The sequence below is a fragment of the Chryseobacterium sp. HNCC26DJ240 genome (genome assembly GCF_057180485.1).
On the sequence record NZ_JBXUGK010000007.1, the window covers coordinates 319,742 to 345,826 of the forward strand.

30 protein-coding genes are annotated in these 26,085 nt (G+C 34.8%); 9 read left to right on the plus strand and 21 right to left on the minus strand.

The window, feature by feature from the left end; translation table 11 throughout:
• The first annotated feature begins 44 nt into the window (after positions 1-44).
• Both AC2A1G_RS15775 and AC2A1G_RS15780 read left to right on the plus strand, forming a co-directional pair.
• Positions 45-257: a DUF2683 family protein gene (locus AC2A1G_RS15775; RefSeq protein ID WP_484047863.1), complete on the plus strand. Its 213-nt coding sequence runs from the start codon at positions 45-47 to the stop codon at positions 255-257.
• On the plus strand, positions 242-523 hold the full coding sequence (locus tag AC2A1G_RS15780; RefSeq protein WP_484047864.1) for a Txe/YoeB family addiction module toxin: 282 nt from the start codon (positions 242-244) through the stop codon (positions 521-523). Before AC2A1G_RS15775 ends, AC2A1G_RS15780 begins: the two co-directional genes overlap by 16 nt.
• Positions 524-694: 171 nt before the next feature.
• Here AC2A1G_RS15780 and AC2A1G_RS15785 read toward each other — a convergent pair whose 3' ends face one another.
• From AC2A1G_RS15785 to AC2A1G_RS15870, 18 genes are all read right to left on the minus strand, one after another.
• A complete protein-coding gene (locus tag AC2A1G_RS15785) occupies positions 695-1,477 on the minus strand; it encodes an L-fucose dehydrogenase (protein ID WP_484047865.1) in 783 nt (260 codons plus the stop codon).
• Between the two features lie 349 nt (positions 1,478-1,826).
• A complete protein-coding gene (locus AC2A1G_RS15790; RefSeq protein WP_484047866.1) occupies positions 1,827-2,651 on the minus strand; it encodes an amidohydrolase family protein in 825 nt (274 codons plus the stop codon).
• A 28-nt stretch (positions 2,652-2,679) separates the two neighbouring features.
• Positions 2,680-3,009 (minus strand): L-rhamnose mutarotase, encoded by a 330-nt coding sequence (locus AC2A1G_RS15795; protein ID WP_484047867.1) that lies wholly within the window; start codon positions 3,007-3,009, stop codon positions 2,680-2,682.
• Positions 3,006-3,857, minus strand: a complete 852-nt coding sequence (locus AC2A1G_RS15800; RefSeq protein ID WP_484047868.1) for a fumarylacetoacetate hydrolase family protein — start codon at positions 3,855-3,857, stop codon at positions 3,006-3,008. Before AC2A1G_RS15800 ends, AC2A1G_RS15795 begins: the two co-directional genes overlap by 4 nt.
• 214 nt (positions 3,858-4,071) lie before the next feature.
• Positions 4,072-4,836 carry an SDR family NAD(P)-dependent oxidoreductase gene (locus AC2A1G_RS15805; RefSeq protein ID WP_484047869.1) on the minus strand — a complete coding sequence of 255 codons (765 nt, stop codon included), beginning with the start codon at positions 4,834-4,836 and terminating at the stop codon, positions 4,072-4,074.
• Between the two features lie 154 nt (positions 4,837-4,990).
• Positions 4,991-6,631 carry a UxaA family hydrolase gene (locus AC2A1G_RS15810; RefSeq protein WP_484047870.1) on the minus strand — a complete coding sequence of 547 codons (1,641 nt, stop codon included), beginning with the start codon at positions 6,629-6,631 and terminating at the stop codon, positions 4,991-4,993.
• 108 nt (positions 6,632-6,739) lie between these two features.
• Positions 6,740-8,020, minus strand: coding sequence for an L-fucose:H+ symporter permease (gene fucP, locus AC2A1G_RS15815; RefSeq protein ID WP_484047871.1), 1,281 nt, complete (start codon positions 8,018-8,020; stop codon positions 6,740-6,742).
• 778 nt (positions 8,021-8,798) lie between these two features.
• Positions 8,799-9,158 carry a prevent-host-death protein gene (locus AC2A1G_RS15820; protein WP_484047872.1) on the minus strand — a complete coding sequence of 120 codons (360 nt, stop codon included), beginning with the start codon at positions 9,156-9,158 and terminating at the stop codon, positions 8,799-8,801.
• Between the two features lie 538 nt (positions 9,159-9,696).
• Positions 9,697-10,005: a hypothetical protein gene (locus AC2A1G_RS15825; protein ID WP_484047873.1), complete on the minus strand. Its 309-nt coding sequence runs from the start codon at positions 10,003-10,005 to the stop codon at positions 9,697-9,699.
• A 110-nt stretch (positions 10,006-10,115) separates the two neighbouring features.
• On the minus strand, positions 10,116-12,599 hold the full coding sequence (locus tag AC2A1G_RS15830; protein WP_484047874.1) for a hypothetical protein: 2,484 nt from the start codon (positions 12,597-12,599) through the stop codon (positions 10,116-10,118).
• 313 nt (positions 12,600-12,912) lie between these two features.
• Positions 12,913-13,284, minus strand: coding sequence for a response regulator transcription factor (locus tag AC2A1G_RS15835; RefSeq protein WP_484047875.1), 372 nt, complete (start codon positions 13,282-13,284; stop codon positions 12,913-12,915).
• 175 nt (positions 13,285-13,459) lie between these two features.
• A complete protein-coding gene (locus AC2A1G_RS15840) occupies positions 13,460-13,735 on the minus strand; it encodes a hypothetical protein (protein WP_484047876.1) in 276 nt (91 codons plus the stop codon).
• An 82-nt stretch (positions 13,736-13,817) separates the two neighbouring features.
• Positions 13,818-15,599 carry a hypothetical protein gene (locus AC2A1G_RS15845; RefSeq protein WP_484047877.1) on the minus strand — a complete coding sequence of 594 codons (1,782 nt, stop codon included), beginning with the start codon at positions 15,597-15,599 and terminating at the stop codon, positions 13,818-13,820.
• 319 nt (positions 15,600-15,918) lie between these two features.
• Complete coding sequence (locus AC2A1G_RS15850) at positions 15,919-16,392, minus strand: hypothetical protein (RefSeq protein ID WP_484047878.1); 474 nt, start codon at positions 16,390-16,392, stop codon at positions 15,919-15,921.
• A 202-nt stretch (positions 16,393-16,594) separates the two neighbouring features.
• Positions 16,595-17,206, minus strand: a complete 612-nt coding sequence (locus tag AC2A1G_RS15855; RefSeq protein WP_484047879.1) for an alpha-ketoglutarate-dependent dioxygenase AlkB family protein — start codon at positions 17,204-17,206, stop codon at positions 16,595-16,597.
• A gap of 77 nt (positions 17,207-17,283) precedes the next feature.
• A complete protein-coding gene (locus tag AC2A1G_RS15860; RefSeq protein ID WP_484047880.1) occupies positions 17,284-18,045 on the minus strand; it encodes an XRE family transcriptional regulator in 762 nt (253 codons plus the stop codon).
• 194 nt (positions 18,046-18,239) lie between these two features.
• On the minus strand, positions 18,240-18,644 hold the full coding sequence (locus AC2A1G_RS15865) for a membrane lipoprotein lipid attachment site-containing protein (RefSeq protein ID WP_484047881.1): 405 nt from the start codon (positions 18,642-18,644) through the stop codon (positions 18,240-18,242).
• A gap of 156 nt (positions 18,645-18,800) precedes the next feature.
• On the minus strand, positions 18,801-18,992 hold the full coding sequence (locus AC2A1G_RS15870) for a DUF4142 domain-containing protein (RefSeq protein ID WP_484047882.1): 192 nt from the start codon (positions 18,990-18,992) through the stop codon (positions 18,801-18,803).
• A 457-nt stretch (positions 18,993-19,449) separates the two neighbouring features.
• Here AC2A1G_RS15870 and AC2A1G_RS15875 point away from each other — a divergent pair, with 457 nt between their 5' ends.
• On the plus strand, positions 19,450-20,640 hold the full coding sequence (locus tag AC2A1G_RS15875) for a GAF domain-containing sensor histidine kinase (protein WP_484047883.1): 1,191 nt from the start codon (positions 19,450-19,452) through the stop codon (positions 20,638-20,640).
• A gap of 7 nt (positions 20,641-20,647) precedes the next feature.
• Here the strand turns inward: AC2A1G_RS15875 and AC2A1G_RS15880 are convergent, their stop codons facing one another.
• Positions 20,648-21,976 carry an alpha-amylase family glycosyl hydrolase gene (locus tag AC2A1G_RS15880; RefSeq protein WP_484047884.1) on the minus strand — a complete coding sequence of 443 codons (1,329 nt, stop codon included), beginning with the start codon at positions 21,974-21,976 and terminating at the stop codon, positions 20,648-20,650.
• A 288-nt stretch (positions 21,977-22,264) separates the two neighbouring features.
• Between AC2A1G_RS15880 and AC2A1G_RS15885 the strand changes: the two genes are divergently transcribed.
• On the plus strand, positions 22,265-23,038 hold the full coding sequence (locus AC2A1G_RS15885; protein ID WP_484047885.1) for a glycosyltransferase family 32 protein: 774 nt from the start codon (positions 22,265-22,267) through the stop codon (positions 23,036-23,038).
• Between the two features lie 251 nt (positions 23,039-23,289).
• On the opposite strand, the gene AC2A1G_RS15890 is transcribed toward AC2A1G_RS15885, so the two are convergent.
• A complete protein-coding gene (locus tag AC2A1G_RS15890) occupies positions 23,290-23,742 on the minus strand; it encodes a ferritin-like domain-containing protein (RefSeq protein WP_484047886.1) in 453 nt (150 codons plus the stop codon).
• A gap of 150 nt (positions 23,743-23,892) precedes the next feature.
• Here AC2A1G_RS15890 and AC2A1G_RS15895 point away from each other — a divergent pair, with 150 nt between their 5' ends.
• The 5 genes from AC2A1G_RS15895 to AC2A1G_RS15915 all read left to right on the plus strand — a co-directional run bounded on the left by AC2A1G_RS15895 (position 23,893) and on the right by AC2A1G_RS15915 (position 25,577).
• A complete protein-coding gene (locus AC2A1G_RS15895) occupies positions 23,893-24,063 on the plus strand; it encodes a lmo0937 family membrane protein (RefSeq protein WP_484047887.1) in 171 nt (56 codons plus the stop codon).
• 29 nt (positions 24,064-24,092) lie between these two features.
• Positions 24,093-24,557, plus strand: coding sequence for a PA2169 family four-helix-bundle protein (locus AC2A1G_RS15900; protein WP_484047888.1), 465 nt, complete (start codon positions 24,093-24,095; stop codon positions 24,555-24,557).
• A gap of 10 nt (positions 24,558-24,567) precedes the next feature.
• Entirely contained in the window at positions 24,568-24,801 is a 234-nt protein-coding gene (locus AC2A1G_RS15905; RefSeq protein WP_484047889.1) for a hypothetical protein, read from the plus strand.
• Positions 24,802-24,824: 23 nt separating this feature from the next.
• Positions 24,825-25,121 (plus strand): RNA polymerase sigma factor, encoded by a 297-nt coding sequence (locus AC2A1G_RS15910; protein ID WP_484047890.1) that lies wholly within the window; start codon positions 24,825-24,827, stop codon positions 25,119-25,121.
• A gap of 270 nt (positions 25,122-25,391) precedes the next feature.
• Positions 25,392-25,577 carry a hypothetical protein gene (locus tag AC2A1G_RS15915; protein ID WP_484047891.1) on the plus strand — a complete coding sequence of 62 codons (186 nt, stop codon included), beginning with the start codon at positions 25,392-25,394 and terminating at the stop codon, positions 25,575-25,577.
• A 73-nt stretch (positions 25,578-25,650) separates the two neighbouring features.
• Here the strand turns inward: AC2A1G_RS15915 and AC2A1G_RS15920 are convergent, their stop codons facing one another.
• Positions 25,651-26,064 (minus strand): hypothetical protein, encoded by a 414-nt coding sequence (locus AC2A1G_RS15920; protein WP_484047892.1) that lies wholly within the window; start codon positions 26,062-26,064, stop codon positions 25,651-25,653.
• Positions 26,065-26,085: the final 21 nt, after the last annotated feature.

Below are 26,085 nucleotides of genomic sequence, written 5' to 3' on the forward strand. Positions count from 1 at the left end.
ACTGTTAGGTTTTTTTATTAAATTTGTAATGTAAATCTTTCAATATGACAACAATAACGATTAAAATTAACGAACGTACCAAAGCAGGTAAGACTTTGAGAAATTTGATTGACATTTTTTCTAAAGAAAAGAATGGAGTTGAAATAATTTCTGAGAAAGATAATTATAGCGAAGAGTTTGTTGAAAAGATTTTAAATTCTCATAAAAATGATAAGCGTGTAATCATTGAAACTGATAAGCTGTGGGAAAGTATCTGATAAAATATACTGAAACAGCAATTAAAGATTTACAGAAACACAAAAAATCAGGAGATAAAGCTACACTGAACAGAATTTCAAAAATTATATCGGAATTGGAAGAGCATCCGTACATTGGAATTGGCCAACCTGAACAATTGAAATATAAGCTTTCAGGTTTTTGGTCCCGAAGAATTAATCAAAAAGACAGAATGATCTACACTGTCGAGGAAAATACTGTAATAGTTGAAATTATTTCTGCAATGGGACATTACGAAGATAAATGATTTTAATTCATTGATGGAAAATAGAACCATACTTATAGTTATTGGAGCAGTAGCTTTATGTTAATGACGATGTAGTTCTAGAATAAAATAAAAGAAAGCAGGAGAAAAATATTCCGCTTTTTTTATCAATATTTTTCAGGATTTTGTGAGGTATGAAAATTTCTGAAAATTTTAGCCCAAACTCCTATCCAAATGCACATACCCGCCATCTACATGAATCAGCTGCCCTGTCGTATGCGAAGACTTTTCCGATAAAAGAAACGCCGCCATATTCGCAATTTCTTCAGAAGTAGTCATGCGTTTTTCCAAAGGAATTTTTGAAGTGATGCTTTTCAGCTTTTCATCCGGATTTTCAAAAGTAGAAATCCACGATTCGTAAAGTGGAGTCCACGCTTCTGCAACAATGATCGCATTCACACGGATGCTGTAAGGCAAAAGTTCAACCGCCCATTCTCTCGTCAAAGCATTTCTCGCCCCGTTTGCTGCGGCATATCCGGAAGTTCCGCCCTGTCCGGTTTCTGCGGTTTTGCTCCCAATATTTAAAATCGAACCTTTACTTTCCTTCAGATAGGGAAGTGCGTGATGCACCAAAAGATAATAATGCACCACATTTTTATGATACGAGGAAATGAAACCTTCATACGAACCGTTTTCCAGTCCAACACCATCGTTGACACCGGCATTATTCACAATTCCATCGATTTTGCCATACTTTTTGACAACTTCATCAATCGCTTTTCTGCATTCTTCAGGCTGCGAAAGTTCAGCAGTCACAAAATCAGATTTGCCACCATTTTCTAGGATTTCCTGAACGGCATTTCTGTTATCGTTTTCATTTCTTCCGATAATTATTGGCAACGCATTTTCTTCAGCTAAAACTTTAGCAATCGCATTTCCAATTCCCTTTGCACCGCCACTTACGATGATTATTTTTTGGTCTAAATTTAAATTCATGTTGTTTTTTTAACGCAATGAGCGCAAAGATTTTTTTGATATTTTTATCTTTATTTTTCGTTCACAAAACGAAGTTTCGCTGATTCAAATAAAATTAATTATATAATTGAGGCAAAGGCGTTTGACTACGTCGAATTTTCGATTTCACTTAGCCAAAAATAAATCTTTAATTTGTCACATTCCCGAACAAAAATCTTTGATTTTTAAGCTTATGTGCTCTAAATACTCTCAAACCATCAAACTTAAATCTAATGTGACTCATGTGTCAAAATCTTTTGTAACTTTTGACTTCGTCAAAATAATATTCATCGACTGAAAGGAGATAATCTTCGATTTGTGGTTAGAAAAATCACAGTTTGTAAAATTCGACGGCATTTCCAGAGAAAAATAATTGCTGCTCAGTTTCAGTGAACTGACTCAAATATTTTGAAATCAATTCCATCCACAAAGCATAACTTCCTCCCAAAAGCATCACAGGCCAGTCGCTTCCAAAAACCAATCGTTGCATTCCAAATTTTGCAAAAACAAAATCTAAGACTTCAAAAATTGATTTCTCATCAATCATATTCCAGTTTCCCTGCGTCAAAAGTCCCGAAATTTTACAGTAAACATTTGGGTTTTGAGCCAGTTCTGTAATATTTTGTTTCCAGTCTTTTAAATCATTCGTTTGTAAATCCGGTTTTCCACAATGATCCAGAATAAAAGGTTGATTGGGTAATTTTTCAGAAAGTTTAACAGCATCAGCAAGCTGATTCTGTCTCAACAAAATATCAAATGTATAATCAAACTGATGAAGCTTAGAAATTCCATTGAGAACATTTTCTCTTAATAAAAAACCAAAATTTTCTCCTTCTGCAACGTGCCTGAATCCTTTAATCAATCTTTCAGACTGATAATTTTCAAGCAATTCCTCAATACTATCAGAAGTCAAATCAATCCAGCCAACAACACCTTTAATAAAAGGATTTTCCTTCGCTAAATTCACCATAAAAGCGGTCTCCTCATCACTTTGACTCGCCTGAACAGCAATGCAGCCAGCAACCTGATTTTCATTTAAATAAAACGAAAAATCTTCCGGCAAAAAATCTTTTTGGATAGCACTCATTTCATCCGTAATCCAAGCATCCCGAACAGGATCAAACTTCCAAAAATGAACGTGAGAATCAATAATCATATCTAATTATTTTTTTCTAAAATGTAATTTATAAAGAAAATATTTTATCCATCAACCGCCACTTTTCTCCAGCTTTCGAATTGGGCAACTGTTGCTGAAATTTCCACATCAATTCTTCCCATTCCTGAACTTTCGGATTGTTTTTATCGGCTTCATTTTTAGCTTCAAAACTAAAGTATTCGTCAGCCTCAACAATCATCATCAATCTGTTTTGAACCCGATAAATTTCCATATTTACAATCCCCGAATCCAAAATACTTTGCCTGACTTCAGGCCAGATATTTTGATGATAATTTTCGTATTCCGCAATCAATTCAGGATCATCAATTAAGTCAAGAGCGAGACAGATTTTTTTCATTCGTCGTACGCTTTTACTTTTTGGATGCTGCTTCCCAGACCATCAATTCCCAGCTCCACAACATCGCCTGATTTCAGATACCAGGGCTCCGGTTTTTGTCCCAAACCAACTCCGGCAGGCGTTCCTGTGCTGATAATATCACCCGGAAGCAAAGTCATAAACTGACTGATGTAGCTCACAATAAATGGCACATTAAAAATAAGATTTGAAGTATTTCCATCCTGCAGAATTTCGCCGTTTACCTTCAGCCACAAACGCAGATTTTGAACATCTTCAATCTCGTCAGGCGTCGCAATAAACGGTCCGATCGGCGCAAAAGTATCACAGCTTTTTCCCTTGACCCACTGTCCGTTTCTTTCCAGCTGAAAGGCTCTTTCGCTGTAATCGTTGTGCAAAACATACCCTGCAATATGCTCAAGAGCATTTTCCTCAGAAACATAGCTCGCTTTTTTTCCAATCACAATGGCCAACTCAACTTCCCAATCGGTTTTGGTGCTCGTTTTTGGAATGATTAAATCATCATTCGGACCCACAATCGCAGAAGTTGCCTTGAAAAACAAAATCGGCTCCTGCGGAATCGGCGCATTGGTTTCAGCGGCATGGTCTTTATAATTCAGTCCCACGCAGATAATTTTTGACGGTCTTGCCAAAGGTGCTCCCAGTCTTTCTTCAGCAGAAATTTCAGGTAAATTATGGGTGTGTATTTCAGATTTTAAATTTTCAATCGCCTCACCAGAAAAGAAATTTTCATCATAATCTCTCACCAGATGAGAAACATCATATCTTTTGTCACTAATGATGACGCCCGGTTTTTCCTGCCCCGGCTGTCCGAATTTTATTAATTTCATATTTGATTATTGTTAAATATTTGATTGTAGAATTTAGTCCACTTGATCTTTTTTAGGAGCTGTTTCCCGCTATCCACTATATCTTTTTTGTCATTGCGATCAACATGATCAAATGTTGTACTTTTTCGCAGCCGCAATGACAAAAAAGGATGCCGTTCCTATCGGGGCTAGGGTAGTTTTGCTCTTTTTCAACTCTTTAGTTAATTTACAAATTTTAATTGTTCAAAGTCGTAAAACCGCCGTCAATAGGATAGTCCACACCGGTAATAAATGAAGCTTCATCACTGCACAGATAAAGCGCTAGCGAGGCCACTTCTTCAGGCTGAGCCATCCTTCCGATAGGCTGTGTTTTCGATAATTTGGCAAACATTTCTTCAATATTATCAGGATAATTATTCTTTAAAAATCCATCCACAAAAGGCGTATGCACCCGCGCCGGAGAAATAGAATTACAACGGATATTTTCACTGATATAATCCTTCGCAACACTCATCGTCATTGCCTTCACCGCACCTTTTGCCGTACTGTAAGCAAACCGATCTGGAATTCCCACCAAAGCAGCAATTGAAGCCATATTAATGATCACACCGCCACCAGATTTTCTAATCTGGGGAATCGCTGCAAACAAACAATTATAAACACCCTTGATGTTGACATTATAAATTCTGTCAAAATCCTCTTCCGAAGTTGTATCTGCTTTTCCGATGTGTGCAATTCCTGCATTATTAACCAAAATATTGATCGCTCCAATCTGCCCGTAAACTTCCACAACATCCTTCTGCTTGGAAACATCACAGGCATAAACTTTCGCAGTTCCACCTGCAGATTGTATTTTTTCAAGTGTTCCCCGTCCGTTCTGCTCTGTTACTTCAAGAATATGAACTTCCGCGCCATTAGCTGCCAACTGAACCGCAATAGCCTGCCCAATCCCGCTTCCTCCGCCTGTCACAACGGCTTTTTTATTTTTTAATGAAAACATTTTTATATTTTTATGTACAATTTTACTAATAACATTTAGCTTTGATGATATTGTTTGTATAAACCACCCCGTCAAAAAATCGAAGATTTTTCGTCACCCCTCCAAAGGAGGGGAATTTTTAAATTGGTTCTTTTTACTTTTAACCTGGCTCTTCCTATAAACTTACCCCTCTTTTCCAGGGAATAAAATCATCCTGATTCAAAGCCACCGCCTTGGGAATAATATTTCCGCTTGCCACTTCAATGCAGAAATCCAAAATATCTTCGCCCATCTGCTGAATCGTTTTTTCGCCACGAACAATTGCTCCTGTATCAATATCAATAATATCCGACATTCTTTCAGCCAAAACAGTATTCGTCGCTACTTTGATCACCGGACAAACCGGATTTCCAGTCGGCGTTCCAAGTCCTGTGGTAAACAAGATCAGGGTAGCTCCAGATGCTGCTTTTCCTGTGGTTGCTTCTACATCATTTCCCGGTGTACAAACCAGACTTAATCCTGGTTTTGTTGCAGGTTCGGTATAATCTAAAACATCTACTACAGGAGAGGATCCACCTTTTTTTGCTGCTCCTGCCGATTTGATAGCATCAGTAATTAATCCATCCTTGATATTTCCTGGTGATGGATTCATGTAAAATCCTGAACCGACTGCATGTGCCAGTTCATCATATTCCGTCATCAGTCGAATGAATTTTTCTGCAGTTTCCTGATTTACGGCTCGGTCAATTAATTCCTGTTCTGCTCCACATAATTCAGGGAATTCTGCCAATAAAACTTTAGCTCCCAAAACCGAAAGAATATCGGCCAAATGTCCCACAGCAGGATTCGCCGAAATACCGCTGAAGCCATCGCTTCCGCCACATTTCACGCCAACACAAAGTTTGCTGAGCGGCGCATCTTCACGTTCAATTTTATTGATTTCCTGAATACCTTTCAATGTTTCAAAAATAGAATTTTTAATCATTGTTTCTTCACTGACCGCTTTCTGCTGTTCAAAAACGAGTAAAGGTTTATCAAAATCAGGATTTCGATTGTATAAATCCTTTTTAAAATTATCGATTTGAAGATGCTGGCAGCCCAGACTCAACAAAGTAACTCCAGCCACGTTGGGATGGTCGGCATAAGCAGCCAAAAGTTTACTCAAAGAATCCGAATCCTGTCGTGTGCCACCACAACCGCCGGTGTGATTAAGAAATTTGATGCCGTCAACATTTTTGAAAACTCTGTCTTTCGTGGGAATATTTGATGGTGAAAAATCAATTTCATCCAAATTTTCTCCCTTAGAAATGGCTTCCACTAATTGATGCGTGTAATCTTTATATTTCGCATCGACCGCATATCCCAAACTGTCGTAGAGGGATTCTTTAATAATATCCAAATTTCGGTTTTCACAAAAAACGGTAGGGATAAAAAGCCAGTAATTGGCCGTTCCCACATCGCCGTTTGAACGATGATAACCTTTAAAAGTTTTATGCAGAAATTTAGAAACATCAGGTTTTGTCCATCGATACTCAACATAACGATAATAGTAAGGATCGGCGGCATGTTTGGTATTATCTGTAGTCATTCTCGTTCCAGCAGGCAAATCGTATTGAACTTTTCCAACCAAAACTCCGTACATGAAAATTTCTTCTCCCTGTTTCATGTCATTCATAAAGAATTTATGTTTTGCAGGAATGGTTTCTAAAGTTGTGTAGGTAACTCCTTCGAAAATAATTTCGGTTTCTGCCGGAATATCCTGCAAAGCGACCAAAACATTATCTTTTTGATTTATTTTTAAAATTAAATTGCTCATTTTAATATCATTTAAACGCAAAGAGCGCAAAGATTTTCTTTAATATTGTTCTGCATATTTTTCGTTTGCAAAGGCGCTCTGCTCAGCAAAGACCATTCTTTTACTCAATTATTGTAGGGAACTTTTATTTCTGAACCTCAATGAAAATAAAAAAACGATGATAAAACAAAGTACAGGCACAATGTAAGATAAGTGAATATTCCCCGAAATATCTGTGATTTTACTTGCTATCGGCGGAATGATTGCACCGCCAACAATAGACATAATTAATAAACTTGAGGCTGGTTTGGTTTCTGAACCTGCGCCTTCAATTCCCAAAGCAAAAATCGTTGGAAACATGATGGACATAAAAAATGTCAATCCAACAAGTGCGTATAAAGTTGAAATTCCTGTTCCTGCAACCACATAAATGCTGAGAATTATGCTGATGACACTGTAAATTCTCAATAATTTTTGAGGCGAGACATATCTCATGAAAAATGTTCCGGCAAAACGTCCAATCATAAATAAAAATCCTGCAACTCCTGCATAATATTTTGCTTCCTGTCCAGCCATATCAAGAGCATCTTCTGCAAAAACCAAAAGAAAGCTAAAGACATAAATCTGTGCTCCGATGTAAAAAAACTGAGCTAAAACACCCCAACCGACATTTTTTACGCCTAAAACCTGCAGATAATTTTTAGTTGATTTTTCTTCATTTTCTGTCACTTCAGGCAATTTAATAAAGAAAAATAGGATAAGAACCAATAAAAGAATTAATCCTAAAATCATATAAGGTCCTTTTACCAATGCTGTTTCAGCTTGAATGTATGCTAATTTTACAGCTTCAGAAAGTGTAGAAAGTTCTTCCTGAGATTTTGGTTCTTCACCCAAAATAAAAATTCCACCAACGATGGGAGCAACGGAGGCCGCTAAACCATTGAAGGACTGAGCGAAATTCAATCTGTGTGCTGCTTTTTTGGGTTCGCCCAAAATGGTTATGTAAGGATTTGCTGCGGTTTCCAAGATTGCCAAACCGCATGATAAGATGAAGAGCGCTCCCAAGAAAAATGGATAGCTTATTGTGTTGGCAGCCGGAATAAATAGAAAACATCCTGCTGCAAAGAAGAATAATCCCACCAAAATTCCTGTTTTATAGCCGTATTTCTGAATAATGATTCCTGCGGGAATAGCGAGTAAAAAGTAAGCCGCAAAAACAGCAGAATCTACCAAGGATGCCTGGAAATGACTCAGCTGAAAGGCACTTCGTAAATGCTTAATCAAAATAGGATCAAGGTTGTGAATAAATCCCCAAAAGAAAAACAAACTCGTAATGAGAATGAGTGGCAGACCGTATTTTTTCTTCTTAGAAGTTTCAGAAACCGGTTTTCCGGACGAAATAGTATTCATTGATCAGATAGATTAAAATTTTAGCAAATCAGAAATAAATATCAATTCCAGATTCAGATTTTATTAAAAAATCAGGTTTTAAGGTTTCAATATCTCAGCTTTTTCTTCTTTTTTAAAAGTATAAAATTAATTTCAAAACGAAATTTTTAATATTAAATAGGGCAGGATAGTACAAGATGGTTTGAAACCATCGCTTTTTTTGATGAGTAGTTTTTATGATAAGTATCTGCCTGATTTGAAAATTTAAAAATGTTTCTATGACAATGTTCAATTTAAAGAAATTGTGGATAATTCAAACATTATTTTTAAGATCATGCTTGAAAATTAGATAAAAAAATTCTAATAATTTATAAATGAAAGAAGGTTAGGATATGAAAAGTTGTGATGTATTCATATTCAAAAAGAAATTTATAATCGTTTTTAGATAAAGGCAATGATTCAAACATTATTAATGTTTACCAATGCACAATTAAACTGCGTAAAAAGATTGTTCAGATTATAGAGATGGACAGGTTTGGCAAAATCTCTCTGAAGATATAAATAATCTAACAAAAGTGTGAATTATAGTGAAATGAAGGTGTAGGAATACTGAAATAATTTTGATTATTTCTAAGTAATGTTAGCTGAATCTGAATTAAGCAAAGTACCGTTAGCGAAAAAAAACTAATTTAATTTAATTTCCACACTCTATTTTCAGTTATCTAATTTATAATTGATAATAGAGTGAGAAAAAGCAATTATTTATAAGTTTTTTGCTGTAAAATTACTCTTAAAGTAATTAATTAATCTGGTAATTGTCGATGTAGATACGTATTACAAAATGTACATAATCTTCATCTGCTTCTTTCTGTCGGATCAATTTATTTTTGTATTTGTAGGAATTAAGAATTTCCATAAGATTCTTGTACTTTTCCAGATCTTCGCCTTTTAGTTTTACCCGGCTGTTTCCCTCGCGAGTTTTTATTAGCTGATCATCTAAGGTACGCACTTTTAAAATAGAATCACATAAAATGGGATTTCTGCTCATAATTCCTTTATATCTATCAATAATATTTATTTTGAATGTATCAAAAGTGATTGTATTATAATAAATATTTGACGTTTCAGACTTTGTATTGAGTACTAATTTATAATTCATGGCAATAATACTAAAATTCCCTCCTAATATGAAACTAAGGGGATTTTTTTGAATAATATATTTTTAATAATGGTGTATATTTTAAATACTTTGATTTTGAATAACAATTTTTGTGCCTAACATTTTAATTTTATCGAAAGCTTATTTTATTTCTTTCATTTATAAGTGGAAAGAATTTCTTAATTTGAGTGTTTTCATTCATGATTACTAATTTTTAATGATGCTCGGTTATTTATTTTGTAAAAGTAGTTAATTCAACTGATATATTCGATATAATCTTGATGCTGACTGACGCTAATTTTAACTTTTGCAGAACTGTGATTTTCAAAAAATTTGATAATTATCCAGGTTTGAAATCTGGTAAGATGCTAATTATCATTCAAGTAAATATAAACTCCGGAGTATATGAACTCCGGAGTGTTTTTAGGTAAAGCCTAAGCTTTTGTTTTTAGTTGTTCAAAAATAAAAATTGCGACAAACTTATAACTATGACTCTAATCACAAAAAAATAAATTTTTATAAAATTTCAGATTTAAATTTACCTTGGATAAACTTCCGAGATGACACCATTGCCAATTATCCCAGAATTATCAGAAATTTCGAAATCCATACCGGTGTATAATTTATTTAGAAATAATTCAGCATTTACTAAAGTAACATCCACAATCACAGAATCCCCCGGAAAAATGAGCTCAGGCTCTTCAAAGTTTTGACTTCCAAAGTAAGTTTGCAGTTCAAATGGAAATAAAAAAGAGGCTCGGAATCCCGTAGATAAAGGGTTTACAATGCCTCCGTTTTCGGTAGAATTATAATTGATGAGTGCTGTGAAGTGTGACTTTTTTTTCATGTTTACAGATTAAAACTGCTTTCTCTACACAAAACTAAGAAAAGAATTTAGGATAAAGATAATTTGCCAAATGAATAATATTATTCAATTCCAGTCTAAAATTGAAATATTTAAATCACATATTTTTTTAAACCCTCCATAATTCCCTGCCACAGCATACTGAAGAAACTGCGCTCCGGTTCACGCTTTTTTTCGATAACAACATGATCTGGTTCGCCCGATGACTCATTTTTTACAAACCAGTTGGCAACGGTGGTTAAAAGCTTTCGCTCTTTACCTTTTTTGTTGAGCAAGTTTACGTACATGTCGCTGTATTTAAAATAGAACCTGCCCGCAATTCCTTTAGAATCCCCATAGTAATCAAACTTGAGGTAATCAATATTTCCATCAAGGGTTACATTGAGGTAAGGACGTACAAATAGATTTACATTTTCAGCTGACAGCTTTTGAATATTCCCTTTGATGGTAAATTTATCGGCTTTATCCAAAACATCAAATTTCCAGTTGACATTGGTGTGGGCATTATCATAAAAATCAAATTCAGCGTCTGTGTTGATTACTGTTGGTCGGCCTTTAATTTTACCATTGTTTACGTTCGCAATATTTGCATTGAACTTGCTGAAAATAATTTTCCCGGGAATATTGCTGTTGTCTGCATCTTCTTCGTAAACCAATTCCGAATTTTTCAGAGCCACATTTTTTACAAAAAGCGGCATCTTCATATCCCTCAGTTTTTTACTGAAAAGATATCTAACAGCAATATCGTCCGGCGGGGCAAGGTCGTGGTAAATGTTGCAGTATAAACCATCAATAGAAACTTTATCAATATCTATCACGCCATTTTTACCGAACGAAGTATTATGATCTAAAACCGAGATTTTCTTTGCTTTAAGTGTATAAAGATCCGTTTCTATTGCAATCACTTTACTGAATGCCTGTCTTGAATACTTTGGTAAATATTGAATCTCAGTAATATCTGTCTTTTTTCCGGAATTTACAATTTCAGCAACTTTCAAATTGTAATATTTTCCAGCATCCAGGTTGATTTTTTCAGCTTTTACATAATGCGTTGCGGAAGTAAAAGGCAAAGAACCTTTCAAAGTGTTGGGATCTGCTTTGACTGTGTTTAATTTTATATCAAATTTCCCCACAGACAATTTCTCTTTTGACTGTGAAGACTGTTTAATTTTACCATTAATTATATTGATGTATCCAATTTGAGCCAAAAATTCAGGAATGGTATTTTTATTAGTTTTTGAATTGACTTTTTTCGCAGCTGAAATAATCTCAATCTCTGGTTGAGTAATTTCAATTCCTGCAAAATTTAAGTTGAGCTTCTGACCGTGGAATTTGCTTGTGTTTTTTAAAATTTTAAGCTGTTTTGTAGATACAGAAAATACATCTTTCACAGCACTTTTTCCCAGTGCAATCATTTTGAAATCATCAACAATAATGTCAGAATTTTTTGAAGTGATTTTTGAAACTTTTACGGCCTGCAGAGGATCTGTCTTAAAATAAATATTCTCAGCCTCAAAGTCGTGATTGGTAAAGCGGAACGGAATTTTTTCTTTTACCGTATTTTTATCAAAAACAATATCACTGATGGTAAAATTAAAATTATCTATAGAAGCAGTTTTCTCTTTATTGGCTTGGGTAACTGCAATTTTTCCATTTTTAAAGTTGATGTTTTTCATTCCGATTTTCATTTCAATTTCTTTCGGATTTTTATTTTCATCAACAATATTTTTGCCTGTAGACATCACTTTTAAGTCTGGTTTTATGAAAGAAACCTGCGAAACAATCAAAGAATCCTGACTTACATTAAAATCTTTTGCCACAAGCTGTTCCGCCGCAAAATCGAACACATTTTTTGCATTGTATTTTGAAGGATCCTGCAATGGTTTTAGGCGGAAAGCATTTAAAGTTAAAACTTTATTATCTGTACTGATTTGCTCGGCATCAATTTCGTAAAACTCATTTACTCCAATCTTCACATCAGATGCATCGATATGGATTTTCGAAAAAGCAATCGGAATTTTCGATGAACTCTCACTCTGCTTAATATCCTGAATATCTATCTGAATATTTTTTCCAGTAAAAACAGGTTTGCCTTGAGAATCCGTAACATTTGCTGTTACATTCTTTATTTCTAGAGCATTGATGTTTAAATCTAAAGGTTTTCTCTCTTTTGGTTTTTCTTTCTTAGGAGATGCAATCTGCATTGTAATATTTGAGTTGGTAAGAAGAATTTTATCTGCTTTATAAGACTTTTTAAATGCAGCAGCAAAAATGCCAAGGTTAGTAATTTCTATTTTTTCAGCATTGCCTTTAATTTGAGTAATGGCTTTGTCTGATGGATTTTTTGTAGAAATATCAACTTTCAGTATCGAGATATTGCCTTTAAACAAATTCAGTTTAAAATCTGCCAACTTTACGGTGTAAGGAGTTTTACTGCTGATGAGAGAAGGTAGTTTTTTTTCCAGATAATATTCTAAAGCGAACGGGAAAAGTAGAGCAAGAGCCAAAATTATAGTGACAATAGAAAAAAGCCACTTGCGTCGGCGACTTAAAGAGGGTAGGGTTTTGTTTTTCATCGGTGAGAATCTAATTATCACCTAAACAAAACGTATTCCAATTATAGACAAAGTACGTTTCGCCTGAAAATTAAGAGATATTTTAGAGAAAAATATTTCTACGAAAGTAAATTAAACCCGTTGTGGATTTTAATCTTTATAACTCGAAAATAAGTAAAACACCTTTGTATCATTATATTTTCTAATCCATATTACTGAGCGTAATTATAGGCTAATAATGATTTAAAATTGTCTTTAAATGATGAAGAATCATAAAAGTAAAAAACGATTACAGATTTTACCTCTGAATTTTATTAAAAAAAAGCCTGATGAATTAATGATTTTCTTTTGCACCAATAATCTCCTGAATTTGCACTAAAAGATGATCAATATCGAAAGGTTTTGAGATGAATCCATCTGGCTGACAATCGTCTGCGAAATGTTTGAGCTGCGCATGAGCACTCATGATAAGAACAGGGATTTCTGCGTTTTCGCTGCTCTTTTTTATCTCACTGCAAAGGTCTATACCCGATCCGTCTGGTAGCATCACATCAAAAAGATAAAGGTCTGGCTTTTCTTCTTTGTTGCGCCCGTCAAATTCTTTCACATTTTCAAACGATTGCACAGCATAATCTTCCGAAGTCAGAAATATCTCTAAGATTTCTCTTATTGAATCATCATCTTCAACAATGTAAATTTTTCTCATATTTTGATATTGCAATTATAGCACCAACCAAGTAAATCAGTTTCAGTTTTTGAATGTGAATAGCATATAATTGCTTTTCGAAAAGTATTTTTTTCCTCTAAACATCAGCTTTACAAGGAATGTCTTATGTTTAGAATAAAATTACTTTATAAATATTCTATTCCAATTTTAAAGCTTAGATGATTTCTTCATTCATACCACTTTTTGCACTGTTAAAAATGCGTTCAGCTTCATCAAAAAATATATTGATGGAAATCTCAAAACCATTCGCCATAAAAAACGTGACCCTACCTTCATTATTATAGCTTAAAAAACCGATATGATTAACATTAATAATCACCGGTTTTCCCAATGCTTTGGCTCCTTCGAGGGCATTGGGTCTTTTTAGATTTTCTATTGATGAAGATTTAATGTAGATTAAACCGTCTGAGGTAGATCGTATTCTTGGCATAGTTTGCAAAACTAAAAAAAATTATCAGAATTCAATATGATTTCACTTCTATTGCAGTAATATCAAAATGCTTTACATAAAATTAGCTTGATAATTGAGACTTATATCTATCAAGCTCATTCAGAGTATTTATCCTGTCGGTTTGAAAATAATTGGTATTATGAAATAAGTTTTTGTAATACTCAATTCCGTTAAGAAGATTTTGTCTGAAAATTTTCCACTTTTTTTGTGCGGAATCATTTAATGAGTAAGGTTCTGAACTGTATTTTTTCAAATATTCAACATACATTTTAAGTTCATTAACGAATAAATTTGAACGGTAAGATTCTGACAAAATATTTTCGTTTCCATAAATGTGCTTTACCATTTGAGATAGGCTGACCTCCTTGTCAAAATAAGCAAGATTGGGTCCCGGGCAAATCACAACACCCTGTCTTTCACCTTTAACTTCTAAGCCATGTTCAAGATAAGCTGCATTCACCAAACCTACACAAAGACAGGCTTTTTCGGTGATTTCATTCTTTCTTTTTTCAAAAAGTTGTGGTGTAATAATCTCTTTTTCAGAATTCAATTCTTCCAGTTTCAAATCCTGATATTTCTTTGATGCCGTACAAATTCCTTCCGGTAAATATTCTTTGCTCAAAGCCAGCAATTTTTTCGGACACGAGCTGCCATGGCGATTTCTGTTCAAATTTGCTCTTCTGATGTTTTCATTTGAACTTCCTTTCACAGTGTTGAAAAGCACACCCAATGGGGATAAATTGCTCAGATAGAAATCATCTTCTCTAGCGTTTGCAAGCAGGTTTCTTGTTTCAGAATCTACTGCTGTAGCTTCGGGAACAAGCAGGAATGGCGAGCCCCAACCCACGCTGTCGATATTATAATTTTCAAGCATAAACTGATGTTCTTCCGAAGTTCCAACACCGCCCTGAACGGTTATTTTCATTTCTAAAGGCTCTGTAGGTACAAATCTCTGTTTAATTTCCAGTGCTGTTGACATCAAAGCATGAGCAGATTCACATAATTCATGTTTTCTGGTTTTAAATTCGTCCAAAATAGGTCCAAGAAGCAAACCGTCTGTTGCAAATGCATGTCCACCACAGTTTAAACCGGATTCAATCCTGTATTCGGAAACCCACAATCCTTTTTTTGCAAGGAAATTCCCCTGAATCATAGCAGAACGGAAATCGCTCACCTTCAGAATGATTTTCTTTGTCAACTGATTATTTTTATCTGGATAAAAATCTTCAAAATGTTCAATGTAGCTGTACAATCTCGGATTCATACCTGCAGAAAGTACCATCGATGCATTGAGCTTGCTGTTGGCAAATCCGCGAAGTGAGGCGTGGGCATCGTTGTAAATCACGGGAAGTTGCTCTTTATTTACAAAATTGTCTTTATCAACTTTTGTCATAATATTGACATCGATGTTTCCAGCTGACAGATGCTCATCAATAAAACTTTTAAAAGCGGAAGTCAAAACATTTTTTTGAAACACAAAATTTTGCAACTCTTCCTTAATTTTTGAAGTATTCGGAAGAATATCAATGAAATTTTTGAGTGTGTTTTTTTTGTGAATCAGATCTTCTTTGAATGATTTAAACTGAGCATTCACCAAATCATCAACCATATTCAGATAAGCGGTAATTCTTTCGGAACGGTAATCGTCCATTTTTTTTGAAATAGGAGAGAAGTCTAAACTAAATTTTTTACTGTAAAAATTTCTCATTCTCTCTGTGATTTCGTCATCAATAATAGAAATCACAGATGAAATCCCGAGGTGCGCCACACGAATGGGAGTGTCAATGGTGTAAGCAAGTCCCATTACGGGAATGTGAAAATTATGTAAAGAAGTTTTGGTCATTTTTTAGTGCTTAAATTCTTTGTGAAAGTGAATTTCACGAACAATAAAATTTTTAAAATATGAATCATTCAGACCTTGAAATGATCTGAAAATGATGATATTATTTTAAAATTCTCTTGATGTGAAGATGGGCAAAGATATCTGTAACCGCCCGTCAATACTAATAGATTTGCTACTAAATTATACTGAAAACTTCTAAAAGCTTTTTAAATTAAGCCACAAAAAATCCAAAACCACAATTTAGGCTTTGGATTTTTTTAATTTTAAATTGATTCTGATTTAATCAATTCTTATTCCTCTCTCAAAAGAGATTTTAAAATTATTTCTTAGGTTTTAAAGAGAAATTATCTACGTAAACCGCCTGATGAATACCATTTAGCATCACTTTCAGACCTACATTGGCATCTTTTGTCAAAGCAATATCAAACGTTTTTTTATTACCGTCAATTTTTACTGCTTTGGCAACGGAGACATAAGAACCATTGTTTACAGAGTAGATTTCAAGTGTAGTTTCGCCACCGTTGTCTGAAACATCCAGAGTAAGTGTGTATTTTCCCGCCTTGATTTTAGGAGTTATCAAAAACATTTTTTCTCTGGGATTTGTCATTGAGTAAAACACCACTTTTTTGTCTTTGGTGTAAACCATTGCCTTTCCCTGCTGAGCTGTCCAGCATTTATCGATATCTTTCCAGCCGTCAAAATTTTCTGAAATTGTGGCTACCGTTTTGCATTGCGCATTAGACATTACAAGTCCTCCAAAAGCGGCTATTCCTGCAAATACAATTTTTCTCATAGTTTACTAAATATAATGAGGTAAAATTACTCAAAATAGGTGGTATTCAAAAGTAATTTAGAATTAAAATAAATTAATTCTGCTTCACCAATTAAAGAGTAATATTTGTTTAAATGTAAACTGAACCAATATCGCATGACTATAAAACTTTTATCTAATTGAAATCAAAGTTTTACTAAAAATTATAGGTTTAAAATTTAAACTAAATCTCACGCATCAATCTGAATGTCAGGTTAATTCTTTCTTTCATCGGTTGTGTTGATTTGGCAATTCTGTGCTGCCAGTTTTCCTGCAAATCTCCTTTCATAATCAGCAATGAGCCATGTGGTAGAGGTAAACTGTATCTCCTGCTGTAATCATCTATCTTTCTGAAGTCGAACTTTCGGGTTTCTCCCAAACTGATAGACGCAATCACAGGACGCTCGCCATATCTTTTCTCTTTGTCGCGGTGCCACGCTACAGAATCGTTATTATCACGATATAAATTAAGCAAAACAGAATTAAATTCATATCCAAATTTTCCTTCTATTTTCTCTTTGAGAGATAGAAGTTCGGGAGTCCAGCTGTTGACTTCAAACTCACTTCCTCCCAATTTATACGCTTTTTCGCTGTCACCATACCATGCCGTGAGGCGCGGAGTAAGAACAGTTTTTTCATACATTTTTTGAGTCCTCTGTTTCCAGGGACTGTTTGTAAGAAGCATAGCCTGCAAAAGATTGGCTTCCTCCGGTGTAAGAAAATTTTCCCTGAATTCCAGAAGATCAAGCGGAAAGTTGTAGAATTCTCCTGTATCAAATAAACTGAGCTGTCTCATTATTTTTTAACCTTTTTAGTTCAAACAGTTTTTATAATTTTTTATTTGTGTGCAGACTGAAATCAATATTCTTTAAGCTAAGTTGTTTTTTTCAATGTTTTTATTTCAGATCTCAACTCTTCAAACATGCTTCTTATTTCTTTATATTCCAGATTTTCAATTCTCAATTCCTGAGTATTGATACTGCACGCAAACTCCCAAACTTCGTAAACCTCATCCCATTTGATTTCGTAGGATTCATAGAACGCATTATCCGAGCTTACAAAACTTCCTGAATTATCCTGATGAGAATATCTTTTGTAAACAATCCCATCTTTTGTAATAAAAACGTAGGTTTTACCTTTTTTTAAATCTTTTCTGTCTTCCACATATTTTCCAACGATAAAAGTTCCGTCGTTGTAAGGTGGCATAGAATCACCATTTGCAGGAAAAGCTCTGAATTTCCCATTCCTTAAAAACGGAAGCGAGAGATGTTGGAGGCTGTCAACAAATTCCGGATCGTTGTAACCGCTCAGATATCCCATGCTTGCTTTTTGGGGTACAATTTCAATTTTATTTTCTCCCGTTTCATCTACTTTAATCGGTAACAAAGTTCGGTTGTTCGGTAAATTAACAAGATCTTCTACAGCATATTTTTTTAAATCAACAGTAATCAAAAGATCAATATTGACTTTAAAATATTTAGAAAGTTTAATTAAAAGCTCAATTGGCGGTTCCGATCTTCCTTCCTCATACGTAGAATATCTGCCACGGGTAATGGAAATTTCACCAGCAACCTTTTGTTGTGAGGCTTTTATTTTGTCTCTTAAAAATCTTATATTCTCTGATAAAACCGACATTGCTATAAATTATAGCAACAAATATATTAATTATTGCAATAAAAAATATCAATTTTTTGAAATTATTTTAAACAAAAAAATTCCTCCAGTTGTCTGAAGGAAATTTTTAATCTGTTTTTATTTGTTAAGACTTTCTATATTTAAGAAAACGCTGTATTTTTTATAAGTGAACTGATTTAAATAAAACATAAATGTCATTTAAGTATAATTTTATAGTATCCATTCTCATCTTTTACATCAATGGCAATTCCGGTGAAGGTTAATTTATTGATTTGAAAACCATCGCAACCTCCTTTGAATTCAGATGATTCGATAGAAAAATTGAATGTTCTGACGGGAGAATTAAAAGTATAATTTTTGGTTCCGTTATAAAGTCCTACATTCTCAAGAACAATTCTGTCATCATCGGTTTTGGTGACCTGCACTCCGGTTTGATTTTTATCCTGAATCGAGAAGGGGTTGAGTTTGCCGTTTGTAATGAGATTTTCACCATTATCATCTACAAATTCAAAAACAATTGGCAAAGGAGCATTATAGCACTCTTCACCACAGGCAGTCAACATGAATGTGACCAAAAGAAAAAATATTATTTTTTTCATATTGTAAAATTTAATTCGGTTAAGTAAAATTAAACATAATTTTCAAATTTAATTTTATTAAAAATCAACTTGTTTTTTTCAAGCTAAACATAGAGTCTTAATTGTTTTACCATAAAGTTCTTTTTCAACCAGAGTAGTTTATAAATTTAAATACAATTAATATCCAACTGATTTTTTCAATAAAATCAGAATTCGAGTATGATATTTTAAGGAAGCCTTCACTGTTTCCGACTCCATCAGATGGTGTTCAAGTGTTGGAAGCGTTTTGCTTGTAAATCCTTTCAGAGAAGTATCCATACCGGATGATCCTTGCTTTTTAAACTCTGCAATATCCTTTTTGTGATTCATTACCATTGCATCAGCATACATTTTGTCAAAATCAGCTCCTTTTTTTAGCCTTCAGGTCATCGATCATTTTCTGTTTTTCAGCATCTAAACCAGTGGGCAATGTGTAGCCTGCGGTCGATGCCCATGATTTCAGTTCAACTTACATCCAATAACTGCATAAGTGTGGTACATCTTATGACCCGATAAAATACTTTGAGTTTAAAATGTAGACGAAACTAGAGTTTAGATTGAATTTAAATCACACCAGGGATTCTCTGACAATACAGAATTTTATCTTTTTTAATCAAATCAAATCGAAATGGTATTTAATCACAGTGATCATTCATATTTTAAAATCAAAAAAGCTAAAAGCTCATTTTCAGAAAGAAATTAAATCTCAAATTTGCAGTATAATTTCGTACCTTTCTCACATATTCAAATGATAATAAACATTGCTATCATCGACAACAATTTATAAATGAAAGACGCTCAAGCAGACATCGAATTTCAAAAAGATATTCAGCATATCAATCAGATTCCGGCTGTTGCGAAAATACTGGAAGTTATCTGTACCACAACAGGTATGGGCTTTGCAACGGTGGCAAGAGTAACGAAAGACCGTTGGATCGCATGTGCTGTTGATGACAGAATAAATTTCGGACTGGGTGTGGGTGGCGAACTGAAAGTTGAAACCACATTATGCCATCAGGTAATGAATTTTCGGGAAACTGTAGCCATTGATCATGTTGATAAAGACGCCAAATATTTCGATCATCATACGCCAAAGACTTATGGTCTGCAGAGCTACATTTCTATTCCTCTGATGCTTACAAACGGTGATTTTTTTGGTACGCTCTGCGCTATTGATCCTAATCCGGCATCGGTGAACAATGAAAAGACGATCAATATGTTTAAGCTTTTTGCTGAACTTATTGCTTTCCATTTAGAAACGTTACAAAACCTCAGCGATACTGAAGAAAAATTGGTGGAGGAGAAAAATATTGGCGAAACCAGAGAACAGTTTATTGCGATCTTGGGTCATGATCTGCGAAATCCTGTGGGAGCCATCTCAACTGCATCACAACTCCTGAACCGTTTTTCAACAGAAGACCGCCATATTAAACTGGTAAAAATTATTCAGGATTCTACAATCAGGGTCAGAGGTTTGATCGACAATATGCTGGATTTTGCCAGCGGACGTTTGGGTGGAGGTATCGTGCTTGATCACGAAAATTCTGATACTATTTTGAATACTTTGCAGCAGGTTATTTCTGAACTTCAGACGAGTCATCCTAATCGTGAAATTGTGGCAGATTTAAATTTGAAAAATGAGGTTAAAGGTGATTACAAACGTATTGCACAACTTTTTTCAAATCTTTTAGGCAATGCAATTTCCCATGGAGATAAAAATGCTCCTATCATACTGAAAGCACAAAGTGATAATGACAGATTTGAAATATGCGTGATCAACAAAGGAAAAGAAATCCCTTTGGAAACACAGAAACAGTTATTTAAACCATTTTCAAGAGGCAAAGTGAATCAGGTGGAAAAAGGTCTGGGACTTGGACTTTACATTGCACAGGAAATTGCATTGGCACATCAGGGAAAAATTACGGTAACCTCAACAGACGAGGAAACCTGTTTTACATTTTCTTTCCCACTGAGCTAATTTAAAGCTATGAGTTTGTATGATGCAGGATTAGGTATTCCCAAGGCTGCATATCCAAAATCAAAGTTCCGGTGATACTCTGCAGTTTACCTGTAAAAAGATTGGTGTAAACACTGATGTCAAAAGAAGTATCGAACTGTACGAGTACATGCTCTTTACTTAGATTGATAAAAACCAAAACTTTATCACCGTTTTTCTCCCGAACAAAAGAAATTACCTGCTCCATCCGGTCGTTCATAATCCTTACCATTTCACCACCGTGATCACCATTCCAAAGTGCCTGATTTTGATGTTTCAGGGTAAATAAAGTAGTGTACAAATCTTCGTTTTCATGGGATTTCCATTCGATCGGATCTTTCTCAAAGAATTCCAAAGACCTATTGAGTCCGGCTTCCTGCCCACTGTAAACTAAAGGAATACCATCCATCATCACCGAAAAAACAGTCGCTGCATTCAAAGCATCTCCAAAATTGCTGTACTGATTTCCTTCCCATGAATTTTTATCATGATTATCAATAAAATTCATGCGAATCCCCTCTTTCGGAAAGATTGAAACATGTTCTGCGAGATAGGCCTCCGCTAAAGTTTTCACATTGGTCTCCTCAAGAGCAATCTGGTGTAAAATATTCCATAGAGTCCAGTTGTACGTAGAATCGAATGCACGTTTATGAAGATCTTTGTCTTCTGCTTCGGCAAGCATAAAAACAGGTTTGATTTCATCAAGCTCAGCTCTTACATTTTCCCAGAAATCAATCGGGACAAAGCTCGCAATGTCACAACGGTAACCATCGATATCAAATTCTTTAACCCAATATTTCAGGGCATCAGTCATGTATTTTCGAAGCGCTTCATTTCGGTAATCAAACTCGATAATATCGTCGTAGTCTCTCCATCTTGTGGACTGAAAAGTGTTTTTGCGGGATTTTCTGTACCAATCAGGATGCTGATCAACCAGTTGATTATCCCAACTTGTATGGTTGGCAACCCAATCCAGTATCACGTACATTCCTTGACCGTGAATGGCTGTAATTAAGCTTTTAAAATCTTCTTCAGTTCCAAATTCAGGATTGATTCCGTAGTAATCTTTCACCGAGTAATAACTGCCCAAACTGCCTTTTCTGTTGACTACACCGATTGGATGAACGGGCATCAGCCAAATGATATCAATACCCATTTTTTTGAGGCGTCCCAATTGTTTTTCAATTTCCTTAAAAGTTCCCTGCACAGAAAACTGACGGATATTGAGTTCGTAAAGTGTAGCATTTTTCACCCAATCCGGTGTGGTAATTTCTACATAATTTTTTGGTTTGTAGGATGGGTGATTTGGCTTTGTCATAGGATTTGGCGAAAATTTATATAAATCAATTCAGAAAAAATTTTGATCTGTTTTTTCAACAGAAATAACCGTACCATTTAATTTTCAACTTCGTTTATGAATCTGATTTTCAATCCTTTTAAATTTAATTCATTTCTCAATCTACTTCAAAGCTGTTTTAAAATAAGTTTCATATTAAAAAAGTGGTACTTTATTTAATTGAAAATTCCAGTAAAGGTTTATTTTTTGCAGGCTTTACCAAAAGGGCAGGGTCGCTGCTCACTGATCAATCACATCAAATATCAAATTATGATTCCAAAAAAAATACATTACTGCTGGTTTGGAGGCGGAAAAAAAGATGAACTTGCCGAGCATTGTCTCGAAACATGGAGAAAAATTCATCCCGATTTTGAAATTATCGAATGGAATGAAGCCAACGCTCCGCTTGAAGACAATAAGTATGTAAAAGAAGCCTTTGCGCAGAAAAAATGGGCTTTTGTATCTGATTACGTACGGTCTAAAGTGATGTATGATAACGGTGGAATTTACATGGACACCGACATGGAACTTAAACTTTCTCTGGACGAATTTTTAAATGAAAAAGCCGTCTGCGGATTTGAAGTGAAAGGAGTTCCGTACTCAGCATTCTGGATGGCAGAACCTCATCATCAGTTGGCAAAAGATTTCACAGAATATTACAATAGACAGGAAGGTTTTGTGGAAAGAATCAATACCGATATTTTTTCAGAAATGCTTGAAAAAGAATATGGCGCAGACCGTTACAGTGATACCATTCAACACCTGAAACATGATGTTACGCTATATCCATCCGTTTATTTTTCACAGGATCTACCGAAAAATTACGTAAGTCATCACTTCAACGGTTCATGGTTTGGAGGTGACGAAGAAAACACGCACAAAAAAATGGTCAATGTTTATGGGCTTTTGGAAAGACTAGTTAACGAGCCAGCTGCCGCTAAAGCTGTAAAAAGCATCATTACAGAACATAAAATTATTGATATCAACAAGATTTTAGATCTTATTCCGAGAGAAAATATTGAGAAATATCTTCATAAGAAGTAGATGATTTTTAAAACTTAATAAGTAAAATGACTATTTCCCGGAATGGTCATTTTTTTTAATAAAATTTAAAGGTAATTAAGCTGTTCAGCAAATCAGAATGATTATGAAACCGAGGAAGGAAAATTAATTTCCTTTTTAATTTAATTCAAATAAACCTCAGCCTCATGGTTTCTTACAAATTAAATAATTTAAAAAAAAATGATTCAATCCATAAAAAAATCCGCTTCCTGTATGGGAAGCGGATTTGATTTTTAATTTTTCAGATCCTCAAGATTTTCAAATTTATCATGTGAAGCTTTCAGATGATGAAGCTGGTCGAGTACCACTCTTGAACTTTCAGGGCAAAGGTCTCCGCTGTCTAGTGCACTTTGATACGCATCGATAGCTGCCTGCTCGCCATAAACAACATTTCCAAGGCTTGCCTCTGCATTGTCTCCGGCAAAAGCATTTTTTACGTCAATCCACGCTCTGTGAATAGATCCAGCTGCAGAACCAGTCTGATCCGGCTCTCCTCCACGCTCTGTAATAAGACTTGAAAGTTCGCTTTTCATTGTAGCAGACTGAGCAACCATGTCGTCATAGTCGGCACGCAAATGAGGGTAACCTTCCCACACTTTGTCTTCTACTTTAGAAAATCCCTGAATCCTGTCGTTGGTAATCGTCAGTAAATCGTTTAATACTGAAACTGTTTTGGTGTTGTCCATACTATTATATTTTATTTGGTACTCATCAGTTTACAATAATGGTGCCCCAAAAACCCTTTGTTAGAAGGTGTGGTATCTAAAGTTTTTATTCTTTAAGAGAAAGGCAGACTAATTGTATCTGTGACTGTACACACACTAAAATTAAATTTTATGAGAAGTATTCTTTGGCTGGTAGCCGCAATCTGCATCGTCGTTTGGATATTAGGAATGTTGGGAATTGTACCGGGATTAGATACAGGAAGCCTTGTTCACATATTATTGGTAATTGCCATCATTGTTGTAATCATTAATCTTTTTACAGGCAGAAGATCTTTGGATTAATCTTAAACAACCACCACAAAATTTATATTATGGAAACAAATGAAACTCAGGCTATCCTGAAAGACCTCGTTCAGATTACCAACGACAGGATTTCTGCCTTCTCAAAAGTGGAAGGACAGATTTGGGAAAGCTATCCCGATATTAAATCTGAATACGATAAAATGATCTCACACACCAATGTCATGAAGAACGAACTCATTAATATCCTTCGGGAAAATGATTCTGAAACAAATGATGATTCTTCTTCGGTCCGCGGTAATATCCACAGCACGTGGATTGATATTAAAAGTGCCTTCAATATTGATTCTGTAAATTCTACATTAAACAGCATTATTTCCGAAGAGGAGGCAGCCTGTACTGCATACGAAAAAGCTTTGGAAGAAGACGCTTTTTCCGCAGAAACCAGATCCGTATTGGAAGATCATCTGTATCATCTGAAACAATCGCACAAACAGTTTACCGAAATTCTGGAATACAGAAAAAACAAAGATTAAAATAAACAGTATGACATTTGATGAGGCTTTAAAACAAAAAAAAGTGTCGGTGAAAAATGCAGATGAGTCTGTGTTGAATTTATATCATGTCCTGATTTCGCCCGAAGACACCAAAGAAAGCGTAGATTACATTGATCATTATCTGAAAAACCCGGATAGCTGCAACGACGAATCCTGCAAAGAATTTTCATCATCAGACAATTATCAGATAGTAAGCATCAGAAAAGACGACCAGGAAAAATAAATTTACATAAACACCAAAATCAGTTGCTGCGCACTGCTCAAAAAAAAAATCGGGAGACTTTCGATTTTCTGTATGCAGAATTTAACAGACAGTTTTATGGCATTGCTTTACAGTGTCTCGGCGACAAAATTCTTGCAGATGAAATGATGATTCTCACTTTTACGAATATCTGGAAAAATTTAGAAAAATTCGATGGAGATAATTCTCAGCTAAAATCATGGTGTACATCAATTCTCATGCGTTCATTGCGGAATTTTAATATCTCAGAAAACCCCGAAACAAAATTGAAAGTATTTCAATTTAAGACAAAATCTAATTAAACTTTTCTCAAATTTTATTCAGGAAATTTTATTCAAAATAAAATTTAATATGTTCAATACCACTATAAAAAAAATGATTTCCTTCGTTTCTTTATAGGAAATGCCAACGGCAAGCGCCGAACTCATCTCCGTCTCAGAAAGGAAGTTCTAAGAGCTTAAAATACTCAAACGAATTCAGAAGATTACTGCAAACACTTAATTCCTTTCCCATTCTTCCTATTTTGTATAAAACGGAATGACTTTTGAAAACTACAACTAAAATAAACTCTTATGAACGTTAAAAGAACATTTGGAACTATTCTGACAGTGCTCGGAATTGCAGGATTATTGTATACCGGCTATCTGCTGATGCAAAAAAGCGAAGCTTACACTAATATGAGCGTAATCGGCGTGATTGGACTGATTTTCTTCTTTGCCGGAATCGGTTTAGTAAAAAACACTAAAGACGAAAGTTAAAATTCAATTTTTATAAATTTAAACAAAATGAAAAAGGCATCATCTTAATCAGATGATGCCTTTCTTATTGACTTTATTTGTCTTTGATCTGATCATAAATCAGTTTGGTAACAATTGCTCCGAAAAGATAATATCCCACGGTCATTATTTTCTTTTGATTGCTGCTTGCTACAGGATCCGGATCGAGTCCTAATTTCTGTGGCAGAGCAATCGCTCCAACTCCCGCTAACAGACCGCTTGAGAGATTATGTGTAGTTGCTGTCGTGGCATAATAAACAGCATTACTTATAACATCTCCTGCTAGCGTTGCTGCGTAAAGCTGGTTAGGCTTATTGATTTCCAGCACAGTTCCGTCAGTTATTTTACTGAGCGCCTCTTCGCCCAATTCATTGATGTGTGGGACATCTTTACAGTTTTTTCTCACGATTTCGTGAAGCAGGTTAAGGGCAATAGCTCCTCCAAGTCCTGCGATCATTTTTTTGAACATAATATTTTTTTTGGATTTTAA

Excerpts from the sequence above, each read along its gene's own strand:
- AC2A1G_RS15775 (WP_484047863.1), top strand. The coding sequence starts at position 45 with ATGACAACAATAACGATTAAAATTAACGAACGTACCAAAGCAGGTAAG.
- AC2A1G_RS15785 (WP_484047865.1), bottom strand. The coding sequence starts at position 1,477 with ATGAATTTAAATTTAGACCAAAAAATAATCATCGTAAGTGGCGGTGCA.
- AC2A1G_RS15790 (WP_484047866.1), bottom strand. The coding sequence starts at position 2,651 with ATGATTATTGATTCTCACGTTCATTTTTGGAAGTTTGATCCTGTTCGG.
- AC2A1G_RS15795 (WP_484047867.1), bottom strand. The coding sequence starts at position 3,009 with ATGAAAAAAATCTGTCTCGCTCTTGACTTAATTGATGATCCTGAATTG.
- AC2A1G_RS15800 (WP_484047868.1), bottom strand. The coding sequence starts at position 3,857 with ATGAAATTAATAAAATTCGGACAGCCGGGGCAGGAAAAACCGGGCGTC.
- AC2A1G_RS15805 (WP_484047869.1), bottom strand. The coding sequence starts at position 4,836 with ATGTTTTCATTAAAAAATAAAAAAGCCGTTGTGACAGGCGGAGGAAGC.
- AC2A1G_RS15810 (WP_484047870.1), bottom strand. The coding sequence starts at position 6,631 with ATGAGCAATTTAATTTTAAAAATAAATCAAAAAGATAATGTTTTGGTC.
- fucP (WP_484047871.1), bottom strand. The coding sequence starts at position 8,020 with ATGAATACTATTTCGTCCGGAAAACCGGTTTCTGAAACTTCTAAGAAG.
- AC2A1G_RS15820 (WP_484047872.1), bottom strand. The coding sequence starts at position 9,158 with ATGAATTATAAATTAGTACTCAATACAAAGTCTGAAACGTCAAATATT.
- AC2A1G_RS15825 (WP_484047873.1), bottom strand. The coding sequence starts at position 10,005 with ATGAAAAAAAAGTCACACTTCACAGCACTCATCAATTATAATTCTACC.
- AC2A1G_RS15830 (WP_484047874.1), bottom strand. The coding sequence starts at position 12,599 with ATGAAAAACAAAACCCTACCCTCTTTAAGTCGCCGACGCAAGTGGCTT.
- AC2A1G_RS15835 (WP_484047875.1), bottom strand. The coding sequence starts at position 13,284 with ATGAGAAAAATTTACATTGTTGAAGATGATGATTCAATAAGAGAAATC.
- AC2A1G_RS15840 (WP_484047876.1), bottom strand. The coding sequence starts at position 13,735 with ATGCCAAGAATACGATCTACCTCAGACGGTTTAATCTACATTAAATCT.
- AC2A1G_RS15845 (WP_484047877.1), bottom strand. The coding sequence starts at position 15,599 with ATGACCAAAACTTCTTTACATAATTTTCACATTCCCGTAATGGGACTT.
- AC2A1G_RS15850 (WP_484047878.1), bottom strand. The coding sequence starts at position 16,392 with ATGAGAAAAATTGTATTTGCAGGAATAGCCGCTTTTGGAGGACTTGTA.
- AC2A1G_RS15855 (WP_484047879.1), bottom strand. The coding sequence starts at position 17,206 with ATGAGACAGCTCAGTTTATTTGATACAGGAGAATTCTACAACTTTCCG.
- AC2A1G_RS15860 (WP_484047880.1), bottom strand. The coding sequence starts at position 18,045 with ATGTCGGTTTTATCAGAGAATATAAGATTTTTAAGAGACAAAATAAAA.
- AC2A1G_RS15865 (WP_484047881.1), bottom strand. The coding sequence starts at position 18,644 with ATGAAAAAAATAATATTTTTTCTTTTGGTCACATTCATGTTGACTGCC.
- AC2A1G_RS15870 (WP_484047882.1), bottom strand. The coding sequence starts at position 18,992 with ATGAATCACAAAAAGGATATTGCAGAGTTTAAAAAGCAAGGATCATCC.
- AC2A1G_RS15875 (WP_484047883.1), top strand. The coding sequence starts at position 19,450 with ATGAAAGACGCTCAAGCAGACATCGAATTTCAAAAAGATATTCAGCAT.
- AC2A1G_RS15880 (WP_484047884.1), bottom strand. The coding sequence starts at position 21,976 with ATGACAAAGCCAAATCACCCATCCTACAAACCAAAAAATTATGTAGAA.
- AC2A1G_RS15885 (WP_484047885.1), top strand. The coding sequence starts at position 22,265 with ATGATTCCAAAAAAAATACATTACTGCTGGTTTGGAGGCGGAAAAAAA.
- AC2A1G_RS15890 (WP_484047886.1), bottom strand. The coding sequence starts at position 23,742 with ATGGACAACACCAAAACAGTTTCAGTATTAAACGATTTACTGACGATT.
- AC2A1G_RS15895 (WP_484047887.1), top strand. The coding sequence starts at position 23,893 with ATGAGAAGTATTCTTTGGCTGGTAGCCGCAATCTGCATCGTCGTTTGG.
- AC2A1G_RS15900 (WP_484047888.1), top strand. The coding sequence starts at position 24,093 with ATGGAAACAAATGAAACTCAGGCTATCCTGAAAGACCTCGTTCAGATT.
- AC2A1G_RS15905 (WP_484047889.1), top strand. The coding sequence starts at position 24,568 with ATGACATTTGATGAGGCTTTAAAACAAAAAAAAGTGTCGGTGAAAAAT.
- AC2A1G_RS15915 (WP_484047891.1), top strand. The coding sequence starts at position 25,392 with ATGAACGTTAAAAGAACATTTGGAACTATTCTGACAGTGCTCGGAATT.
- AC2A1G_RS15920 (WP_484047892.1), bottom strand. The coding sequence starts at position 26,064 with ATGTTCAAAAAAATGATCGCAGGACTTGGAGGAGCTATTGCCCTTAAC.